Source organism: Vibrio sp. 1402, assembly GCF_033340275.1.
The window spans coordinates 1-795 of the sequence record NZ_JAWOWE010000178.1; the positions used below are offsets into that span (position 1 = coordinate 1).

General features: G+C 54.6%; 1 pseudogene. It reads left to right on the plus strand.

The features are described from left to right. Positions 1-795, plus strand: a pseudogene (locus tag R7044_RS24925) (calcium-binding protein); the annotation flags it as partial.

The following is a 795-nucleotide window of genomic DNA, read 5'->3' on the forward strand; positions in this document are numbered from 1 at the left end:
CGATCCGGCGCCAGTCGGTAGCATCGTCACGCTCGCTTACAGCTACACCACTGCATCCGGTGATGACATCACCGAAACCACCCAAGCGATTATTGGGGCGGATGGCGTAACCGCCACGTTTACCATCGATACCGTGGACGATGTGTATGCCGAAGGCGATGAAGTGTTCCGCGTCAGCGTGTCGGGCATTGTGGATAGCGACAGCAATCCGATTTTTGAGGCATTAGATGTTTCAAATGCCTTTGTTGACACCACCATTAGCGATGAAACCGACCCAGGGCCAGAAGATACGGTTACCATCACCATGACTGGTCCAGCGAATGTCGTGGAAGGCGACACCACCACAGAGTACACCGTGACACTGAGCGATCCGGCGCCAGTCGGTAGCATCGTGACCTTAGCTTACAGCTACACCACTGCATCCGGTGATGACATCACTGAAACCACCCAAGCAGTGGTTGGTGCCGATGGTGTGACGGCTACGTTTACCATCGATACGGTGGACGATGTTTACGCCGAAGGCGATGAAGTCTTCCGCGTCAGCGTATCGGGTATAGTGGACAGCGACAGCAATCCAATCTTTGAAGCGTTGAACTTAGACAATGCGTTCGTTGACACCACCATCAGTGATGAAACGGATCCGGGTCCAGAAGATACGGTCACCGTCACCATGACAGGTCCAGCGACTGTCGTAGAAGGCGATACCACCACAGAGCACACAGTGACGCTGAGCGATCCGGCACCTGTGGGCAGTATCGTGACCTTAGCTTACAGCTACACCACCGCATCCGGTGA